The sequence below is a fragment of the Terrimonas rubra genome (genome assembly GCF_042686025.1).
GTDB classification, from domain to species: Bacteria; Bacteroidota; Bacteroidia; order Chitinophagales; family Chitinophagaceae; genus Terrimonas; species Terrimonas rubra.
On sequence record NZ_JBHUOZ010000002.1, the window covers coordinates 57,888 to 74,557 of the forward strand.

The window sequence follows — 16,670 nt, forward strand, 5'->3', positions numbered from 1 at the left end:
ATGAAAGCCTGGCTCCGCGGTTTTATATTTTCCTTTCCTGTACAACTGGTGTTTTTACATTTCAGAAAATACCAGGTGTTGCTGCTGTTCTGGTTTATCCTGTTCAGCACCGTAGGCGGTAGTTTTATGAGCACTTTTGGCGCCGGGGCTTTGTACCTGGCCCCTGAATACCTGGGCAGCATTAATATACTGGGCGCCATTATTGTGGGCTTTGCCGTGGGCATGTTCATCATGAGCTGGAATATCAGCACCTTTATTCTATTCAGTAAATACTTCCGTTTTCTTTCGGCTACCACCAACCCCTTTTTAAAATACTGTATTAATAATGCCATTATTCCCCTGAGCTTTATTGTATTTTACTGCATCAAGGCATACCAGTTTAACCGTTATAAAGAGCTAATGCCGGTTAACGAGATCTTGTTACTGGGTTTTGGTTTTATCGGAGGCCTGATATTACTGATATTATTTTCCTTTATCTACTTTTTCCGGGCCGATAAAAACATCCTGCGGCAGATGATGCCGCTGTTAAGCAACCCGGGCGAATATATTACCCACCTGCAGCCGTCAAAAGAGATATACAAAAGTGATAGTATCATTAAAGTGGAATGGTACCTGGATAACCCCATTCATGTGCGCCGCAGCCGCGATGTAAAACACTATACCAGCAATTTTGTGAACACACTTTTCAAACGCCACCACTTTGCCGCCATTTTATCGGTATTTGCTGCCTTTTTGTTTTTGATCGTTATTGGATTTTTTCTTGACTACCCTTTTTTCCAGATACCTGCAGCTGCCAGTATCACCATCTTTTTTTCTATCCTGATCGGTGTGGCCGGGGCCTTCTCGTATTTTTTACAAAGCTGGGCAGTACCCTATCTTATTTTACTGATAGCGGCGCTGAACCTGATGTACAAGTTTAACTGGATCGATCCGCGTAACAAAGCCTATGGCTTAAATTACAGTACCGAAACAAAAAGACCGTCCTACTCACCCGAAGGACTACTGGCTATTTGTAGCAATGAACAGATAGCGAAGGATAAAGCCAATATGATCACCATACTGGAAAAATGGAAGGCCAAACAGGGCACGGATAAGCCGGTAATGATTATTATCAACACCAGTGGTGGCGGGCACCGCAGCGCTACCTTTACCATGCGGGTATTACAAAAGCTGGACAGTTTATCGGGCGGTAATTTAATGAAGCAGACCTTTTTAATTAATGGCGCTTCGGGTGGTATGATCGGCGCTACCTATTACCGGGAACTGTATAAAGAAAAATTAAAGGGCGCTCCTATCGACCTGAACAGTTCGGTGTATATTGATAATATTTCCAATGACCTGCTGAACTCCATGTTCTCCTCATTTGTAGCCCGTGATATATTATCGCCGGCGCAGAAATTTAAAGTAGGCGATTACAGTTATATTAAAGACCGGGGCTATGCATTTGAACAGAAACTGAACAGCAATACCCATGGGTTATTGAACCACCACCTGGGTGATTATATTGAAGATGAAGGTGAAGCCCGTATTCCACTGATATTCTTTAATTCGGTAATTACCCGTGACAGCCGTAAAATGCTCATCAGCACACAACCGGTGAGCTTTATGATGCGCCCATTGGATGACAGTACCCGTATACCAATAGCCGACCCCGATGCAATAGATTTTGCTGCATTTTTTAAAGACCAGGACCCCTATAACCTGCGCATGTTAACCGCCCTGCGCATGAATGCCACTTTCCCTATTGTTCTGCCCAATGTATGGCTGCCCTCCGAGCCGGTAATTGATGTGATGGATGCAGGCCTGCGGGACAATTACGGCCAGGAGACCAGCTTACGTTTTTTATCAGTATTTGAGGACTGGATAGCGGCCAATACAGGCGGTGTATTACTGCTGCAGATAAGGGACCGTGGCGTAGGCGGCTGGGAAGCACCTTATTTATCCGATGATATCAGCGATCATGCCACCAAACCTTTTTTATTACTGCAGCATAACTGGTTTAAGATGATGGAGTATTCACAAAACGATATACTCAGCTATTATGCCGCCAATGCCAGGCATACTATTCATAAAATGTTATTCCAGTATATACCGGCAAAGAACGAGAGCAAGGCCACGCTTAATTTCCGGCTGGGGCAGCACGAAAAAAAGGCCGTGATCAATGCAGTGAACGCCAGTGCCAATATGGAGAGCTTTGAAAAAGTAGTGGAGCTGATGAAAAAGCCGCAATGATCAGCCATTGCTTTTTTCTCCCACAAACCAGTCTTCCTTGTTTTTAAACAGCACATTGAAGGTGGTAAGTGAGCCATAACAACGGGTAATGTATTGCTGGATATTTACCTTCTCTTCGTCAGACAGGTTTTTGCTGCTGTTGATATTTTGTTCCAGCACACGCAGGCGGTCACGCAGCATGACTATTTTATGAAAAAAATCCTCTACCGGTATTTCCTTGGGTTTTAAAGACGCATCCGCAGGTTGTAATATCATTTTACCACCCGGCCATTTATCGCCTAAAGCTACCGGCTCGGCAATGCCGTTCCATAAACGTAATATCTTTAACAGCGATCTTTCACCATCACTTAATGTTTCTATTTCGGCCGATACATTTTCAGGAATTATTTCTTCCAGCTGGTCATCGGTTTTGTCAATTTCCTTTATGCCGTGATGAATAAATGAAATAAGGTAAGTAGCATATTTTACACCGGCAATAACACCGGGACCGTATTGAGTATGTTGTAAACGGGTGCCTATACCTAAAGTAGTCTGGTCCATAATAGTTTTGGTTTATATAGCCGGGATAAACTTATTGTAAAACATCCTCATCTTCTGTCCTGTAAGGTGGCAGCGGCATGAGTCCTTTTTTAAAACGTTCACCGGAATCTTTTACATATTTCTGGAAAGTATAATCGTCTGCTGATTGTACAAACCAGTAAGGTGGTACAAATGTATTGACAAAGTAATCCAAAGAATCCCCTTCCAGTTTGGTAAGCCTGCGTACCAGGGCTTTGCTGAAGCGGTGTTTTACAAACTTTTCTTTTTCTTCATTCAGCAACCTGTTTTGAAAGGCCATAGTACTCCTGTTTTTCCTGAAGCGGAATACATTGATAATTTCATTGAGGTCAAAACCCACGCCTGAATTGTTTACCGATGCACTTAGGCCAGGTTTCTGGTAATTAAATACTTTGGCATAATCCTCACGGTTCTGTAAGGAGTCTAAATAATAGTTCCTGTTTTTAACCGTTACCTCGGCCAGCACCGGTACATACACGGCCAATGAAACATCAAAGGCAAAGGGTGTGGCAATTTTAAGTACAGGGTATTTTTTAGTGGGTTTATTCAGATAACTGAACCAGATAGAATCAGTTTCCTCTACCTCCACGGTATAAGTGCCGTCTTTGGAAGTTACCGTACCCCGTCCTGATGAAGTTAGTACCGATACCGATTGTACCGGGTAATGATGCGTACTGTCGTACACCGTACCTTTTACTTTATAGAGCGTAGGTTGGGCTTTTACCTGTGTAAACCCCATGCCCGCACCGGCAAACAGGGCTGCACCAACCAATAAAAGCGGTAATATGGAACGGTAAAATTTCATCAATAACCGGCAAGTAACAAAAGAAAGTGCAAAATAAACGCTAAGAAAGACAGAATTTGCCATTTTATTGATAATCATGTTTAAAACGCATTACACCGCACAGGTAATTGCAGGCAACAGACCATAATAATGTTAATGGTTATGGGTTAACCGGCAGTTGCTACCAGTTCTGCCGTTTTATCATCTCACCAAGATGAAATACCAAACAAAAAAATAGCTGATCAACATTCCTGCTGACCAGCTATCTCTTTAAACGATCATGACCATCTTAATACCGCCATCTCATATCCCAATTCTGAAGTCTCAATTCTGAAATCTCCCACCTTAATTAAAACGGATATTCCTGTCCATCATCCTGTTCATACCCGGAGGCATTGGCATACCCTGTGACTGCGGTTTACCACTCATGCGGTTGATACTGAACAGGAAGCTGACCATAAAGTAGCGGCGTAATACCATGCTCCTTACGTCCTGGATATAGTTGTCGCCATTGGTACGCTGTATGCTCTGGTTCTGGTTTAATAAGTCACGCACGGAGAATTTTATCTCGCCGTTCTTTTTCTTGAATATTTGTTTGGCAATGCTGGCATTCCATAAAGGAATGGTTTGGTTAAACCCTTCTGCACGACCGGTGTTCAGGATATAATCAAAATCGGTAGCAATAATGAAATTAGCCGGTAAGGTATAGGTAATATCGGTTGAATAGGTTTGTGTAAAGTAATCCTCGTTCAGCATTTTATTAACCGAATAGTTGATACTGGTATAGGTAATATTGGCATTTAAACCCAGGTTCAGTTTATTCTTGCTGATGTTTACACCCACACCCTGTGTAGCAGAGAATGTTTGCCCGATATTTTTTTGTTTGTATAACAAAGTAACATCACGCAGGTAGGTCAGGTTATTGGTGAAGTTAACGCTGGACCCTCTCCAGTCAGGATTTTTAAAGGGCAGGCCCAGGGTTACAAAAGAGAATGCACGGGTATAGCCATCCATATTTACCGGGCGGGTAAGCTGCACGCCCTGGCCCATAGAATCAATACTGTTCACAATTTTATTGGATGTGGTATTCAACGTAATATTCGCCGCAAAGAATTTAAAGTTTAAAATATTAAAGCTGTTATAGCCTACCGTGAAGTTGTGGTTAAACTCCTGTTTCAGATCGGGATTACCGGTGCGGATATTCAAAGGATCCGATACGTCGGGTACATTTTGTAACTGGGTAATAGTAGGCTGGTTGGTACGGCCATTATAGGAAAAGCGCAGGTTTTTGCTACGTGCCGGTGTAAAGTTGAAATTGGCCGTAGGGAAGAAGTTAACATAACTGGCTTTGCTGGTAGAATCCTTATTGGTAGCCGCCTGGTAACTATCGCTGGTAAGGGTAGACTGCTGTACACCAATGCCTAACTGGTAATTGTATTTGGGATTTTGTACCCTGAAGTTGGCACCCACACGGTGTGCGGTGAATTTATTCTCAAAATTATTGGTCAGCAATAAATTCGGATCATCAAACTTATCATTAAGCGGGTTGAAGTTATAGGTTTCTTTTTCCGAGTTGTTTTTGTTGTTGGTATAAGCATAGTTAAACTCCAGCAGTTTATTCAATGCCAGGGGCTCGGTATAAGAAGCGCTCACCACATTGTTGTTAGTGGTATTGCTTTGTTTATCCTGCTGGTGCTGTGATATATTACGGATAAGATCGCCGGTTGAGTTATAAAACAGGTTATCGGATAACAAGAAACCTTTGGAATTACTATTACCCCAGGTATTAGACCAGCCCAGGGTTAAAGTGCGGCCGGTTTTTCTGAACCGTTTACGCAACAGTATATTGTTGTTCCAGTTAAAGCCGTCCCGTTCGTTGGTATTTTCCCGGTTACCGGTCTGGCCCAGGTAATAATCACCCAGTCCTCTTTTAACATTGGTGAAAGAAGTATCGACATTCTCATTTTCAGAATGCTGGAAAGTTAAGCTGGGTGTATACAGGATAGAGGTCATAGAATCCAGCTGTGCCTCCAGCCTGATATTGAACCGGTGATTCTGGTTGATACTGTTGGAATATACCTGCCGGTCAAGACTGGCGCTTGAGTCGTTAGGAAAGGTACTCTGGCGTAAAGTTCTTTGCTCCTGGTCGGCATTGCTGTTGGAGAAGAAGTAACTGCCGGTAAGTTTTACTTTAGGCCCCCATTCATCGCTGTAGTTAAGACCGGTTGACAAAGACCGGGTAATACCGGTAACACCGCTGCCTCCACCGCCAAAACCGCCCATCATACCACCACCGCCGCCTCTCACGGAAACAGCCTGCATGGTACCACCGCCCATGCCACCACCACCGCCGCCAAAGCCGCTGAAGCCACCCATGGTACTGATCACATCACTGAATGAAAAGCCGGTTTCGTTGATATTGTTGACATTTAATAAAGCAGATATCCTGCGCGGGCCCGAGAAGTAGTTGGCACTCAGGTTACCTTTATAAGTACCACGATCGCCATAACCAGCTAAAGCCCGTGCAAACAGGCCTTTGTTCCTGTCTTTTTTCAGTTTGATATTAATGGTCTTGGCCCTGCTGCCATCATCAATTTTGGTGAATTTGGCCTGGTCACTCATATCATCATATACCTGGATACTCTCTACCATATCGGCCGTTAAGTTTTTGGTAGCGAGTTTGGGATCGGTACCAAAGAACTCCTTACCATCTACATATACTTTCTGGATGTTCTCGCCCTGGGCTTTAATATTACCATCTTTATCTACCTGTACGCCGGGTAATTTTTTCAGCAGGTCTTCCACTGTTGCATTGGGTGCTGTTTTAAAAGCGCTGGCATTAAATTGTGTAGTATCGCCCTTTACCACAATGGGCGCTTCGCTGGTCACCACCACTTCATTCAACAGTTTGGCATCGTTGACGGGTTGTATGGTTCCCAGGTCAATGTTTTTATTTTCTTCGGTAAGGGTAACCGGTTTTTTAGTTTCGATATAGGACTGGTGGGAGATAATGACCCGGTAAGCTTTAATCGCCAGGCCTTTAAAGCTGAATACACCTTCCTTATTACTTAAGGTAAAAGTAACCAGGCTGGAGTCAGCTGCGGATAATAAGGTGATCGTTGCATCGGCAATGCCCTGCTTTGTGGTACTATCGATAAGTTTGCCGGTAATACTGCCATCTGATTTTTGGGCTTGTGCATACAGTACGGAACAAATGCCCAGGAGGAACAATAAATAAATTTTTCTCATAAACGGTGGTAACAATTAGTACGAAATTAGACGTATGTTTTTGCAAAACCTTCCGTTATTCCGTAAAATATTTAAAAAAATAGATGAACGGTAATCGGGAACACTTTGCCAGTAAAGGGTTTAACCGCTGTAAACTATTGTTTGTATGTTTAAACAGGCTGATTATCTATTTTCTTAGTAACTTAAACACTCATTTATTTTGCCATGTGGGATAATATCATCAATTACTTTTCAACGCTGGAACAGCATCCGTTACAACGAATGGCCATTTTAGTGGGCGGACTTTTGTTATTCTGGATCATAGAAGGCGCCATACCGCTGTTACCCCTGCGGTATAAGAAAAACAAACTACGCCATGCTGCGGTGAATTTTGGCTTTACCGTTATTCATTTAATTATACATACTTTTTTGGCTATACTGATAGTAATGTTGTCGGACTGGTGCCGGGAACAGGATTTTGGTATGGTGTACTGGTTTAATGCCAATGTAGCGGGCGCTATTGTTATTGGGGTACTGGCTTTGGATTTCAGCAGCTGGCTGGTTCATTTAGTTATGCATAAAGTGCCGCTGTTATGGCGCTTTCATTTAATACACCATAGTGATAATAACGTGGATGTAACAACAGGCCTGCGCCACCACCCGGGCGATAGTTTACTGCGGGGCATTTTTTTCCTGCTGCTGATATTTGTTTCCGGGGCACCCATGTACAGTGTTATGATCTACCAGACACTGGTAGTACTGGCCACTGCTTTTACACATGCCAATATCAGTTTACCTAAACGGGTAGATAAAGCGCTGAGTTATTTCCTGGTTTCGCCCAATATGCATAAGGTACACCATCATTGGGTACAGCCTTATACCGATAGTAATTACGGGGCTGTATTCTCCATCTGGGACCACCTGTTCAGGACCTTTACCACCCTTGACCCGAAGAAGATAAGATATGGACTGGATAAGTATTACCCGAATGAGAAGGATGAAGATTTTATGGCGCTGATGAAAAGACCGTTTCAGAAATTGAAGGAGTGATGAATTATGAATGATGAATTATGAATTGACAATTAGTTTTACTACGGGATGGAGGTTACGGGTGAGGGATGGAAGCGGCATCCTTTTGCGCAGGGATGGTAAGTGCGCAGGCGCAAAAGATATAGCGGACAGCCCGGCCCGAGGCACGAGGGACACCCCATAAAACGTATGGACCAGCTGATAAAAGTTAACAAAATGCCAAAAAACGGAACTAATTCCGAAATGCTTCGTAAGTAGAAAAAAGTTCCTATATTTGATGTACGAAGATTAACGTACTTAAAAACATTTCTTATATGCAATTCAAAAAATTATCTGCACTGGGCCTGGGTCTGTTCCTGTTGGGCAGTGCGCCTGTGTTTGCCCAGAAGGATGTAACCGTAACGGCCAAGGGAAAAACCAAAGAGCAGGTTACCATTTCTTTTGACAAGAACAACACCGAAAAAATTGTGGTGGAAGTTGACGGTGATAAAGTGACCGTGAACGGGAAACCCGTAGAGAATTATGAATCGGGTAATGTGAGTGTGATCCGCAGCAAAGGTGTGCCGGTTCGTGGTTATGGCGCCCAGAATTTGACTGGCCTTAATTTTTATAATGAAAATTTCAGCAACAAAGCCATGCTGGGTGTTACAACCGATAAAACCGAGGAGGGAGCCCGTGTACAGAGTGTAACCAAAGAAAGCGCAGCCGCTATTGCCGGTATTAAAGAAGGTGATATTATTACCAAGATAGGCAGCACAAAAATTACTGACCCTGATGTACTGAGCGAAACCATTAAGGAGAAGAAACCAGGTGATAAAGTGGATGTGTATGTATTGCGTGATAAAAAAGAACAAAAGCTGACCGCCGAATTAAAAAAATGGTCTGGTGTAAGCACTTATAGTTTTACACCCGGACAGTTTGAAATAAAGGATTTGGAACTGGGTAATATATTTAAAGACCTGGGTGAGTTAAACCCCAGCGACCGTTTCGCTACTCCCCGTTCCCGCTCGTACAACGACGTGATCGTTACCGGTTATGGTACCCCTAAATTTGGTTTATCGGTACAGGATACTGATGACGGTGTAGGTGTGAAAGTAATTAAAGTAACCGACGAAAGCACTGCAGCCAAAGCCGGTTTACAGGTTGATGATATTGTTACCAGTATTGATGACAAAGAGGTGAACAGCACTGACGAAATAAGCAAAATTCTGCGTGATAGCAAGGATAAAGCTTCTGTGAAAATGAAAGTTAAACGCAATGGTAAGTCCCAGACAATTGATGTAAAAATTCCACGTAAAATAAAGACCGCGAATTTGTAAATCTTTCTCATGTGTTAATAATAATATCCCCCGGAGTTTTCTAGCTGCCGGGGTTTTTATTTTATTACCCTTTATACTGTTGTAAATATAAAACGATGAACCGCCCCCTTCAAACGGGTAACTGCATCTGCCATTGATTTAAAGAATTGATTTTATACTCACCGTTACTTCCTGTAGTTTTCCATCGCGGCGTATGACCATTTTTACTTTTTGTTTGGGCGCCTGCATAGCTACTTTGTAACGGTTAAGGTTTTGGGTAAAATCATTATTAACCCCAATCACCACATCCCCCATCTTCAGTCCCGCTTTTTCGGCCGGTGAGTTTTTAGCCACTTCAGCAATTTGAATATCCCCGTCGATCATATACATTTCCAGGCCGGAATAGGCATAGTCGAAACTTTCGTTATAGTGTGTATTAGGTTTTAAATGAAACTCCCTTTTTGAATAGTTGAGTATACAGTTGAAGCGCCGCAACAGATCGTTACCAATGATACCGCCCATGCTGGGATAGGAGGTCACATTAAATTCATCATCAAAAATATTAACCGGTATTTTTTTAAACTTATAAGGGCCTAAACGGAATTCCTTTAAGATGGTGATATGCATATCAATTTTGCCACCCAATCCTTCGGCCTGTTTGGCATAGACCTTTCTTTTCTTTTTCAGGAAAGCGCTGTCTTCGATAAAGTCTTTGGAAAATAACACACAAAGTCCTGCACCGATATCATATAAGAACCGGCTTTGTACAGTACGGTTGTCTTTTACCGCTGCCGCCTGTACAGGCAAGGTATTAATGAAGGGCCTGAACAGGTAACCCCCTTTTGGATATTTGATACTGCCACGGCTGCATACATCGATATAGGCACTGTCATAATTTATTTTAAGGATATACCTGCTTAAGAAGGAGTAGCCGATAATACCATCAATTTTTTCGCCATACACGGAGGTAAGGGTCTGGTAATCGTTCACATGAAAATCGAGGCTATCCACTGCCAGACCGGGGAAGTAGAGGGTACGGTCGTTGAGCATACCTACCCTTTTTAAACCGGCAATGCCCCGGATGGTTTTTTGGGGTTCGGTAGGTTTGAGCTTTAGATAGTCGGTAGTAGTAGAATCGAGCGAAATACCACTACTGCCTGTATCCAGGATAAAGTTCAGGGTATCTGGGTGATCATCCAGGCGGGCCCGCAATACAATAACGCCGCCGGTAAAGAGGGTAATGGGTAAACGGGTAATGAATTTACTGGGCGGTTCAATGTATTCTTCCTGGGCATGAGCAGGTTTTGCCTGCCATAAAGTGAATAGGAGCAGGATAGCAGGAACGAATTTTCTTTCCCCGTGTAAGCAGCAAGCTAATGGCATAAACAGCATTTAAGTGGTTATTAAAAACCCCATGCGTCATAGTTATGTTATCAAGGCCGGCTTATACGGTATAAGGCAGCAATAATGACATACCTGTTGAAAATTACAACATTTTTACAGAAACCAGAAGACCGTTGCCCGCAATTATTGCTGCATCGTGTGGATTTATTCCACCAGGAAAATAATTTTAGTATGCCATTGAGCCGTGTCTTTTACGGTGGCCGGGTTAGTGAGGTATTGCTCGATGACAGGTTGTTTTTTGGTGAGTTTATTCTCTTTTAAGAATTTTTCGAGGCTTTCGTAGGCAGCTTCTGTTTTCCTGTAGTCGCCATAGAAGTTAACGCTAATGGCCTTGGATGCTTCGATGGTCACAGGTTTAATGGATAATTGTGATTCCAGTTCAGTACCATCCGGGATGGCTACCGCCGCGGCCATATCGGTGGTCTGGTTTTTATTATCCCACTCGTAAAACAAACCCGCATGACCGTTGCCCGTAACCTGTATGTTCTGTAATACGCCGTCAATATGGTTAAAGTGACTGGTTAAGAATTGAGGTATTTCGATCCAGCCCATTTTCTGGCGCATGCCGGCATATAAGGTAGCGGGGAAATTGATCTGCTCTACCGTATAAGCCGGTGTTTTGGCCATTTGCGGGGTGTTGGGTTCGGTGAGTTTTTTTAAATTGGTAAGGCCCTGTTCAAAATCGCCGGCCATTTGTTTTTCCATTTTATAGAAGAGGTTGGAGATATTCCAGGGCCTGGGTGTGGGTACAGTGAAGCGCCAGGTAACGATGGTCTGGCCATTTTTTTCTTCGAGTGTGATGGCTGAGCGGGCATCAATTTTTTTAGGCTCCATGAACCGGATGGCAAATACCGCTTCCTTGTTTTCTTTCAATGATATTATTTCCATCTCGCCCTTACCGGATATGGCCGGATCGCCGGTCCAGGTGGCTTTAGCCCCTGTCATACCATCTTTTTCGGAGTAGGTATTACGCAGGCTGGAATCGCCCTGGCTCCATACGGACCAGCTGTTGAACTTGCTTAAGCTGCTGATGTTTTTGTATACTTCGGCAATGGGTGCATTGATGGTAACCGATCGTTCTACTTTTTGTTCTGTTGGCAAAAAGAAAGATAACAAAGCGGCAGAGAGTACCACGAAGAAGAGGAATACCAGTATTTTTTTAAGCGCAGCCATAGCCAAAATTTTGGCCAAGATACTACTATTTCGCAGAGCATTGTACCGGGCAATGACCACTGGTTACATCCGTATATGGACCAATAAAAAACGCTCACCGGGTGGTAAGCGTTAAGCATGTAATGGGTTAGTATTTCTGAATTATTTTTTGGAATAATTTTTAACAAACAGGCCGCTTAATAAAAAGCCCGTAACATATCTCACTACGCCAAAGGGGTTGAATGTGGGCCGGTATAAATGTTTGTAAATTTTTGCTTCCTCGTGGTAAAATGATAATCGTTTATTTTTCATACAATAAATAGGGTTTATACGTGCTTAACGCAAAAGCAACACCGTTAGTATGTTTTATTGGGACAATTTCTATATTTTGCGGACTTAACGAACCCATACATCCAATTTTTATGAATTATTTTTTACGGATGTTGCTGCTGGTTATTGGCAGTAACATAGCGATCGCCGGTTATGCCCAACCCAAGATGGGCTTATTGAAAGGAAACAGCCTGGCAGGCGATATACAGAAAGTGATCACCGATCTTCCCAATCATTTTGTCAATATCATCGGCGAAAAGATAAACGATGTGGCCAATGGCAATAATTACCACAGTAAGATAGTGCCTGCCGGTGCCGAGGAGTGTACCATTACCAGTTTCAGCAGCACTAATAAACCTGTATTCAGCTGGAAGGCGCAGATGCTGACCACCGAGGATTTTGATGAGGCAAAGAAGAAGTACCGTGAGCTGTACAGCCAACTGAACAATAAAGCCATTCTTTTTTACAATGAAACCCATCGCCTGAAAGCGGTATACATTGCACCCACAGAGGAGAAAAAATTTGCCGCCACTATTTTTAACCTGGCCCCCCAGGGTGATGATGCCAATAAACTGAAAGTGGAGATCACCATGCAGTATCATTTTATGGAATGGCAGGTGGCTGTGGTGGTGTATAACCGTGACCGTGCGGATAATGAGCAGGGCGAGATTTATGAAGATTAGGTATTGTTAAGCCCTTTGCCGGTTTACTGTTAAAACTCCCCGTAAAATACGGTTTCTGTACCCTGTTTTTAATAACTTTACAGGCTGACAGCCTGCTGCCATAGGCTGCAGCTGTTACCGGCCACTATTTGATCTGGAAAATTACCCGTTGTGTATGCACTAAAAAGCCGGGCGTTTTGCTGCTGCTGAAGTGAGTGACACAAGGGACGATGAAGAGCGTGATGAAGCCGGTAAAAAAAAACTGGATAACAGCAATATTGCTGTGCCGATCATAGTTATAAAAGCATGAAGCAGATACTGGTATTTATTGGTCTTATTGTATTGGGTAACACGGTATGGGCGCAACAGCCCGGTTATGAAATAAAAGTAACTTTTAAGCCTTTTAAGAACCAGTATATCTACCTGGGTTATTATAACGGTAAACAGCTGCCGATAAAGGACTCCGTAAAACTGAACGAGCAAAGCGAAGCCGTGTTTAAAGGCAGTGAAGCCCTGGGCGGTGGTATTTATTATATCGGTTACCCCTCCCGCGACCGTTTTTTCGAGTTTTTACTGGATAAGAACCAGCATTTTTCCATTATTGCCGATACGATGGATATTGATAATAAAAAATTCATCAACTCTCCCGATAACGACCTGTTTGTAAGCTATCAAAAAAACATGAGTGAGAAAGGCAGGGCCCGTTCGGCACTGACCAATAGACTGGCCACCGTTAAAACACCTGCGGATTCGGCGGCCATCCATAAAAGCATTAACTATATTGATTCGGGTATTGCTGTATACCGTAAGCAACTGATCACGCAAAACCCGGAAAGTTTTTTAAGCCTGTTCCTGCGTATGATGAGTGAGCCTGAGCCACCGGCCAATCCCATTGCCCCTGGTAAGCCTGGTTATGATTCGCTGTTTGCCTATCACTATGTAAAAAACCATTACTGGGATGGGTTAAACTTCTGGGACGACCGTTTAAGCCGTACGCCCTCGGTATTGTTCGAGGACCGCGTAGATAAGTATTTTAAAACACTGGTGTATTATCATCCTGATTCGGTGAACAAGGAAATTGACCATATGATGTCCTATGCCGCGGCCAGTGAGGAGATGACCAAGACTCTTTTATTAAAATTTGTGAACCGGTATATACGCCAGCAGTATATGTGGGAGGATGCCGTGTTTGTGCACCTGTATGAAAAATACTTTGCGAACACCAACTATACATGGCTGAATGAACAGGGCCGCAAGACCATTACCGAAAGGGCTTATAGTTTAATGGCCAATATAATGGGCAAGCCCGCTGAGAATATGGTATTGCCGGATAAAAATAATAAGAAGATAGAGCTGTACCAGGTGAAAGCGCCTTATACCATGGTGATATTTTATGATCCGCAATGCGGGCATTGCAAGGAAGTAATACCCAAGATAGATTCGGCCTACCAGGCCAGCCTGCGTGCCGGTGGTTTACAGATCTATGCCGTGGCCAAGGAAGCAGATGGTACCCGCAACGACTGGTTAGCTTTTGTGGAGAAGAATGGCTTACAGGGCTGGACCAATGTATTCTACAGCAAGGCCGAGGAGAAAAGCCGTACGGATAATGGTATACCGGGTTATTCGCAGTTATACGATATACAAAGCTTTCCTACTATTTACCTGCTGGATAAAGAGAAAAGGATTGTGGCCAAGAAACTGGCCTGGGACCAGATGATCAGTATACTGGAACAAAGAAAGAAGACGGATAAACCTTAACCGGACCGATTGAAACACACATGAATTTTAATACAAGCTTATTTATGCATACCAGGACCATATTCACGTTATTGTTAGTATTGACAGGCTGGAGCCTGCAGGCACAGACACTTTTCACCTATGGCAAGTATACCGCCACAGTGCCGGAGTTTTTAAGAGCTTTTGAGAAGAATAACGCGGTGACGGCAGGCACGAATAAGGCCAATGCGAAGAAAGAATATTTGGACCTGTATATTAATTCCCGTTTAAAGATACGCCAGGCTTATGACCGTGGTTATGACAGCCTGCCCGGTTTACAGAATGAGCTGGTGAACCTGCGCAGCCAGGTGATTGATAATTACCTGACCGACCAGAAAGTAATTGATAAACTGACCAGTGAAGCATTCAGCCGCAGCCAGAAGGATATTCATGCCGCCCATATTTTTATTGCTTTTAATACGGTGAATGGAAATATAGATACGGTACAGGCATATAAAAAACTGCAAACCATATTGGGGCAGTTAAAAGCCGGGCAGGATTTTGGTACGGTGGCAGCCACTTATTCCGATGATCCATCTGCCAAAACCAATAAGGGCGACCTGGGTTTTATTACCGTATTCACCCTGCCTTATAACCTGGAGACTTTAATTTATACCACACCGGTTGGAAAATACTCCCCTGTATATACTTCAACAGCCGGTTACCATATTGTAAAGAATATAGCCGAGCGTAAAGCATTGGGCAAAATGAAAGCACAGCAGATACTACTGGCTTTTCCGCCGGATGCTACGGCAGCAGATAAAGCAGCCATTGCCAAAACTGCTGACTCTTTATACAATGCCATCCGTAAGGGCAGCGATTTTGTACAATTGATCGGGACATTCAGCAATGATTATATCAGCGCCAGTGCCGGCGGTACCATGCCCGATATCAGTGTGGGGCATTATAGTCCTGTTTTTGAAAATGTATTATTCAGCCTGAAGAAGGATGGCGAGGTAAGCAAGCCCTTTTTAACAGAACATGGCTGGCATATTGTAAAACGTGTAGGCGCCAAGCCGGTGCCGGTTACTAATACCAGGGAATACCAGGAGGAACTAAAACAAAAAGTATTGTATGATGACCGCTGGAAAACATCCCGCAATCATATTTACACCGCCGTAGAACAAAAAGGCAATTATGTAAAGGCCAAATATAATACTACCGCTTTATGGGAATATTCGGACAGCGCTTTGTATTTAAAGCCGGCAGGTGTATCCAACTGGGATATCCATGGCTCAACTGCCTTATTCAGCATTAACGGTAAAGTATATACGGCGCAGGACTGGATCAATTATGCACAGGCCTACCGCAACCAGGCATCGCAGGGTGCGGCTGCTTATACCGCTTTATTACAGGACTATACCAAACAGAGTATGTATAACTATTACCGCGAGCACCTGGAAGATTTTAATCCTGATTTTAAAGCCCAGATGGAGGAGTTCACCGAAGGCAATCTCTTTTTCGAGATCATGCAGCAGGAGGTATGGAATAAATCGCAGAACGATACAACCAAGCTATTGGAATTATACAACAGCAACCCGGCTAAGTATAACTGGGGTAAGAGTGCAGATGCGGTAGTGTTCTTTTGTAATGATGCCGCCACTGCCAAAGCCTTATACGCACAAATAAAAGCCAACCCGGCTAAATGGCGTACCTATGTCAATGCCGTGAATGAAAAAGTGGTAGCTGACTCCGCCCGCTACGAACTAGACCAGATACCCGGCTTTAAAACAGGTGTAAAGGAGAAAAGTCTTTCCCCCTTATCCACCAATAGCCAGGACAACAGCACTACTTTCAGCTATGTATTTAAAGTATACAATACCCCCACCCCCCGCAGCTTTAATGAAGCCCGTGGCCTGGTGATAAGCGATTACCAGAACCAATTGGAAGCGGCGTGGTTAAAGGAGTTAAAAGAAATTTACCCGGTTAAGGTGAATGAGGCAGAGTGGAATAAGATCAAGTGATTTGATGATTTGGAAATTTGATGATGTGTTAATGAGAGACATAAAAGCCGGTTAATTATATTGATTATAAAACACCTTGTTTACGGGGTGTTTTTTTTGTTTACCAGCTGTAGTAACACTGATGATCGCCTATTGCGTCGCACACTTCAACGTTCCGTTCACAAACTCATGTGCTCTTTCGTTGATTACTGAAATCTACTATTTTTTAAAAATATTTTTACACTATCGTTACCGTATTGACGAACAAAGGTAC

12 protein-coding genes are annotated in these 16,670 nt (G+C 43.3%); 6 read left to right on the forward strand and 6 right to left on the reverse strand.

Features of this window, described 5'->3' with window-relative positions; translation table 11 throughout:
- The gene (locus tag ACFS6H_RS08670) at window positions 1–2,232 is read left to right on the forward strand and encodes a hypothetical protein (RefSeq protein ID WP_386097343.1); all 2,232 of its coding nucleotides are present in this window, start codon (window positions 1–3) and stop codon (window positions 2,230–2,232) included.
- On the opposite strand, the gene ACFS6H_RS08675 is transcribed toward ACFS6H_RS08670, so the two are convergent.
- The 3 genes from ACFS6H_RS08675 to ACFS6H_RS08685 form a co-directional block, all read right to left on the reverse strand.
- The gene (locus tag ACFS6H_RS08675; protein WP_386097345.1) at window positions 2,233–2,772 is read right to left on the reverse strand and encodes a hypothetical protein; all 540 of its coding nucleotides are present in this window, start codon (window positions 2,770–2,772) and stop codon (window positions 2,233–2,235) included.
- A gap of 31 nt (window positions 2,773–2,803) precedes the next feature.
- Entirely contained in the window at window positions 2,804–3,595 is a 792-nt protein-coding gene (locus ACFS6H_RS08680; RefSeq protein WP_386097742.1) for a hypothetical protein, read from the reverse strand.
- 324 nt (window positions 3,596–3,919) lie between these two features.
- Entirely contained in the window at window positions 3,920–6,823 is a 2,904-nt protein-coding gene (locus ACFS6H_RS08685) for a TonB-dependent receptor domain-containing protein (protein WP_386097347.1), read from the reverse strand.
- Between the two features lie 204 nt (window positions 6,824–7,027).
- Here ACFS6H_RS08685 and ACFS6H_RS08690 point away from each other — a divergent pair, with 204 nt between their 5' ends.
- A complete protein-coding gene (locus ACFS6H_RS08690) occupies window positions 7,028–7,852 on the forward strand; it encodes a sterol desaturase family protein (protein ID WP_386097349.1) in 825 nt (274 codons plus the stop codon).
- Between the two features lie 293 nt (window positions 7,853–8,145).
- Complete coding sequence (locus ACFS6H_RS08695) at window positions 8,146–9,150, forward strand: PDZ domain-containing protein (RefSeq protein WP_386097351.1); 1,005 nt, start codon at window positions 8,146–8,148, stop codon at window positions 9,148–9,150.
- 138 nt (window positions 9,151–9,288) lie between these two features.
- On the opposite strand, the gene ACFS6H_RS08700 is transcribed toward ACFS6H_RS08695, so the two are convergent.
- The 3 genes from ACFS6H_RS08700 to ACFS6H_RS08710 form a co-directional block, all read right to left on the reverse strand.
- On the reverse strand, window positions 9,289–10,512 hold the full coding sequence (locus tag ACFS6H_RS08700; RefSeq protein ID WP_386097353.1) for an aspartyl protease family protein: 1,224 nt from the start codon (window positions 10,510–10,512) through the stop codon (window positions 9,289–9,291).
- A gap of 165 nt (window positions 10,513–10,677) precedes the next feature.
- Window positions 10,678–11,706, reverse strand: a complete 1,029-nt coding sequence (locus ACFS6H_RS08705) for an SRPBCC family protein (RefSeq protein WP_386097355.1) — start codon at window positions 11,704–11,706, stop codon at window positions 10,678–10,680.
- Window positions 11,707–11,847: 141 nt separating this feature from the next.
- Entirely contained in the window at window positions 11,848–11,997 is a 150-nt protein-coding gene (locus ACFS6H_RS08710; protein WP_386097357.1) for a hypothetical protein, read from the reverse strand.
- A gap of 110 nt (window positions 11,998–12,107) precedes the next feature.
- On the opposite strand from ACFS6H_RS08710, the gene ACFS6H_RS08715 reads away from it, so the two are divergent.
- The 3 genes from ACFS6H_RS08715 to ACFS6H_RS08725 all read left to right on the forward strand — a co-directional run bounded on the left by ACFS6H_RS08715 (window position 12,108) and on the right by ACFS6H_RS08725 (window position 16,417).
- Entirely contained in the window at window positions 12,108–12,698 is a 591-nt protein-coding gene (locus ACFS6H_RS08715; protein WP_386097359.1) for a hypothetical protein, read from the forward strand.
- A 285-nt stretch (window positions 12,699–12,983) separates the two neighbouring features.
- Window positions 12,984–14,435: a thioredoxin-like domain-containing protein gene (locus tag ACFS6H_RS08720; RefSeq protein ID WP_386097361.1), complete on the forward strand. Its 1,452-nt coding sequence runs from the start codon at window positions 12,984–12,986 to the stop codon at window positions 14,433–14,435.
- Between the two features lie 20 nt (window positions 14,436–14,455).
- A complete protein-coding gene (locus ACFS6H_RS08725) occupies window positions 14,456–16,417 on the forward strand; it encodes a peptidylprolyl isomerase (RefSeq protein ID WP_386097363.1) in 1,962 nt (653 codons plus the stop codon).
- Window positions 16,418–16,670: the final 253 nt, after the last annotated feature.

What these genes read in the sequence shown, in the direction of transcription:
- ACFS6H_RS08670 (WP_386097343.1), top strand. Translation starts at nt 1, where the DNA reads ATGAAAGCCTGGCTCCGCGGTTTTATATTTTCCTTTCCTGTACAACTG.
- ACFS6H_RS08675 (WP_386097345.1), bottom strand. Translation starts at nt 2,772, where the DNA reads ATGGACCAGACTACTTTAGGTATAGGCACCCGTTTACAACATACTCAA.
- ACFS6H_RS08680 (WP_386097742.1), bottom strand. Translation starts at nt 3,595, where the DNA reads ATGAAATTTTACCGTTCCATATTACCGCTTTTATTGGTTGGTGCAGCC.
- ACFS6H_RS08685 (WP_386097347.1), bottom strand. Translation starts at nt 6,823, where the DNA reads ATGAGAAAAATTTATTTATTGTTCCTCCTGGGCATTTGTTCCGTACTG.
- ACFS6H_RS08690 (WP_386097349.1), top strand. Translation starts at nt 7,028, where the DNA reads ATGTGGGATAATATCATCAATTACTTTTCAACGCTGGAACAGCATCCG.
- ACFS6H_RS08695 (WP_386097351.1), top strand. Translation starts at nt 8,146, where the DNA reads ATGCAATTCAAAAAATTATCTGCACTGGGCCTGGGTCTGTTCCTGTTG.
- ACFS6H_RS08700 (WP_386097353.1), bottom strand. Translation starts at nt 10,512, where the DNA reads ATGCCATTAGCTTGCTGCTTACACGGGGAAAGAAAATTCGTTCCTGCT.
- ACFS6H_RS08705 (WP_386097355.1), bottom strand. Translation starts at nt 11,706, where the DNA reads ATGGCTGCGCTTAAAAAAATACTGGTATTCCTCTTCTTCGTGGTACTC.
- ACFS6H_RS08710 (WP_386097357.1), bottom strand. Translation starts at nt 11,997, where the DNA reads ATGAAAAATAAACGATTATCATTTTACCACGAGGAAGCAAAAATTTAC.
- ACFS6H_RS08715 (WP_386097359.1), top strand. Translation starts at nt 12,108, where the DNA reads ATGAATTATTTTTTACGGATGTTGCTGCTGGTTATTGGCAGTAACATA.
- ACFS6H_RS08720 (WP_386097361.1), top strand. Translation starts at nt 12,984, where the DNA reads ATGAAGCAGATACTGGTATTTATTGGTCTTATTGTATTGGGTAACACG.
- ACFS6H_RS08725 (WP_386097363.1), top strand. Translation starts at nt 14,456, where the DNA reads ATGAATTTTAATACAAGCTTATTTATGCATACCAGGACCATATTCACG.